General features: G+C 61.0%; 3 protein-coding genes. All 3 read right to left on the reverse strand.

All coding sequences use genetic code 11. From position 1 onward, the window contains the following. On the reverse strand, positions 1–118 hold a 118-nt coding region (locus SGJ19_10400; GenBank protein ID MDZ4780652.1), incomplete at its 3' end, for a type IV pili twitching motility protein PilT. Between the two features lie 49 nt (positions 119–167). Continuing rightward, a complete protein-coding gene (locus SGJ19_10405) occupies positions 168–1,919 on the reverse strand; it encodes an ATPase, T2SS/T4P/T4SS family (GenBank protein MDZ4780653.1) in 1,752 nt (583 codons plus the stop codon). Positions 1,920–1,936: 17 nt separating this feature from the next. Next, positions 1,937–3,345 (reverse strand): transcription termination factor Rho (rho, locus tag SGJ19_10410; protein ID MDZ4780654.1); only part of this gene is annotated, 1,409 nt, incomplete at its 5' end.

Below are 3,345 nucleotides of genomic sequence, written 5' to 3' on the forward strand. Positions count from 1 at the left end.
CGATCGGCGTCATGCTGCCGCTGAGGCGCAACGTGGGCGGCTGACCGACTTGGATGTGAAGATCGGAGGCTCCTTGTTCGACCATCAGGTCGAGCAGGTCGTTCATTTCGTAGCTCATGGTGGTCGTTTAAGTCTGCTGGGAAGGACCGCGAAAGAGCTGGGGCCCGTCAGCTTGCATCGCCGACCGTGATCGAGACGACCTCTTCAATAGTGGTCAAACCCGCGGTGACTTTGCGGGTGCCATCTTCACGCATGGTCCGCATGCCAAGCGATCTCGCTTTGTCGCGCAGGCGGGCCGTACCCGCATTTTCATAAATCATTTTCTGTAATTCCTCGTTTACGACGAGGATTTCGAAGATTCCCATGCGCCCCCGGTACCCCGTGGCGTTGCAATCCGCGCACCCGTCGCCCTTCGCAAACGTGGCGTGCTCGGCCTGCGCGACAGTGATATTGAGCGACCGCAGCTCCTTCGCATCCGGAATCATCGGGCGTTTGCAGTGCCGGCAAATCTTGCGCACGAGCCGCTGGGCCATCACCGCGCGAAGCGACGTCGACACCAAAAACGGCTTCACCCCGATGTCGATCAAGCGCGTGACGGCGCCCGGCGCATCATTCGTGTGCAAGGTCGAGAACACCATGTGGCCCGTCAGCGAGGCGTTGATGGCAATTTCAGCCGTCTCCAAATCGCGAATTTCTCCGACCATCACAATATTAGGCGCCTGCCGCAGCATCGCACGCAGCGCCGACGCAAACGTCATCCCGACATCATGTCGCACCGGCACCTGGTTGATGCCGTTGAGTTGGTACTCTACCGGGTCTTCGACCGTGATAATTTTCCGATCCGGCTTGTTAATGAAGTGAAGACAGCCGTACAGCGTTGTCGTCTTGCCGGATCCCGTCGGTCCGGTGACGAGCAGAATGCCATCGGGCAACGAAATCAGGCGTTCAAACGTGGCCGCGTCGTCACTCAGGAAACCCAACTCCGGCAGGCCGAGCGTCAGGCCTTCCTTGTCGAGAATACGCATGACAATACTCTCGCCATGCGCCGTCGGCAACGAGGAGACGCGTAGATCCAGTTGCTTGCCGCCCACTCCAATCTGAATGCGACCGTCCTGCGGGATCCGCTTCTCGGCGATACTGATGTTCGCCATGATCTTGAGCCGCGAAAGAATGGAGAGCTGCAGCCGCTTGGGCGGATTTTCCACTTCGATCAAAACCCCGTCGATGCGGTAGCGCACCCGCAGGCGTTTTTCCAGCGGCTCGATGTGGATGTCCGAGGCGCGGCGCTGAATCGCCTCGATGATGATCTGGTGAACCAGTTTGACGATGGGCGCGTCGGCCTCGGCGTTCACCGCCGTGGTCGCCGCGCCGGGTTCAGTGGCGACCGCCGTTTCCACGGCGCCACCGGTTACGGAAAGATCGTTGAGCAGGTCGTCGATCGAGTTCGCGTCCTTGCCGTAAAAACGGTCGATCGCTGACGTGATTTCATCCGCGGTGGCGAGGACCGTCTCGATGGGCATCTTGACGACGTATCCCAGCGCATCGATGCCGTCGGTGTCGAGCGGATCGGCCAGGGCGATCCGCAGCCGGGCGCCTTCCCGGGCGATCGGCAGCAGGCGATGCTTCGCCGCGAGGGAACGCGGAACCAGTTCCAAAACGTCGCCCGGAATCCGCAGCGCCGTGAGGTCCGGCGCCATCGCCATCCCGAATTCTTTCGCGAGCAGAGTAACGACGGCTTTGGCGTCAATCGCGCCGTGGGCCATGAGGGTCGCCAGCAACGTCCGACCCGCGGTTCCATGCAGGGCGCGAGCTGCGTCCAGCTGGGCTGGATACAGCAGCCCACGATCGACGGCGAGCTGAACAATGAACTCCTCGGCAACACTGTCGGTTGGCGAAGCGGACGGGGTAGGAGGAGTCATGGAGGGCGCCGCTGCGCTTATTTCGGAGCCAGGCTCATCAGGAACTCGGCGTTGGACTTCGTCTTCTTCAGCCGGTTGATCAGCATCTCCATTGACTCGATCGGGCCGAGACCCTGCATCGCGCGGCGCAACGCGAAGATGCGCTGCAACTCATCCGGATGATAGAGCAGTTCTTCTTTGCGCGTGCCGGACCGGTCAATGTTCACTGCCGGGAAGATTCGGCGCTCCACCAATCCACGGTCAAGATGCAGTTCGCTGTTACCGGTGCCCTTGAATTCTTCGAAGATGATTTCGTCCATCCGGCTGCCCGTATCGATCAGCGCACTGGCAATGATCGTGAGGCTGCCGCCGCCCTCGATGTTACGCGCGGAACCGAAGAAACGTTTCGGCTTCTGCAGGGCGTTGGATTCGAGACCGCCGGACATCGTCTTGCCCTGGTTGCCGGCGAGCGCGTTGTAGGCTCGCGCCAGACGCGTGATCGAATCCAGGAGGATGACCACGTGCTCACCTTGCTCGATGCGGCGACGAGCGATCTCGATCACCATTTCGGCGCAGTGCACGTGCGACTCCGGCGACTCGTCGAACGTCGAGGAAACGACTTCACCCTTCGTGTGACGACGGAAATCGGTTACCTCCTCCGGCCGCTCGTCGATGAGCAGGAGGATGAGTTTAACGTCGGGGCTGTTCGCCGAAATCGAGTTCGCGATATTCTGCAGCAACACCGTTTTGCCGGTGCGGGGCGGAGCCACGATGAGCCCGCGCTGCCCGAAGCCGATCGGCGTCAGGATGTCGACCGCTCGCATCGAGACGTCCTTCACGACATCGGCGTCCTCGAGCAGAATGCGCTTCAACGGATAGTACGGAATGAGTTCCTCAAAAGGAGTGACGTTCGCGATCTCCTCGGGCTTCAGACCCATGACACTCTCAACGCGGACGGCGGACGGACAGCGCTCGCCCTCCTGCGGCGGCTGAATCACGACTTCGACGCGATGGCCGCGTTTGAGTCCGAACCGCTTAACCAGACTCTCGGGCAGGTAGGCGTCTTCCGGATACAGTCGATAATTGACGTGGTCGTGGACCAGAAATGACCCGCGGTCGTTTTGATCGATGTGCGCGACATCCCGGATCGGCCGGCTTTTTTCCGCGGCAAACCTGAAGATTTCGGTCAACAACTGCCGCTTGCTCGGCGCGCCGTCGAACCGCACTCCCAACTGGCGGGCAAACCCCGTCAGCTCGAAAAGCGTGAACGCGTAGATCTTATTTAACCAGAGAGACTCACCCTCGCCACGGGCCAGATTCTCGGCGAGCGCGTCGAGCGCCGCGAGATCGTTGAAGCGGGACGGATTGGGCAAATCACCGAAAACGGGAGCGTTGCTGGGAGGCGGTAATTGCGCCGGGGGCAGTTCGCGGCCGCCGTGACCACCTC

Source organism: Planctomycetia bacterium (assembly GCA_034440135.1).
Lineage (GTDB): Bacteria > Planctomycetota > Planctomycetia > Pirellulales > JALHLM01 > JALHLM01.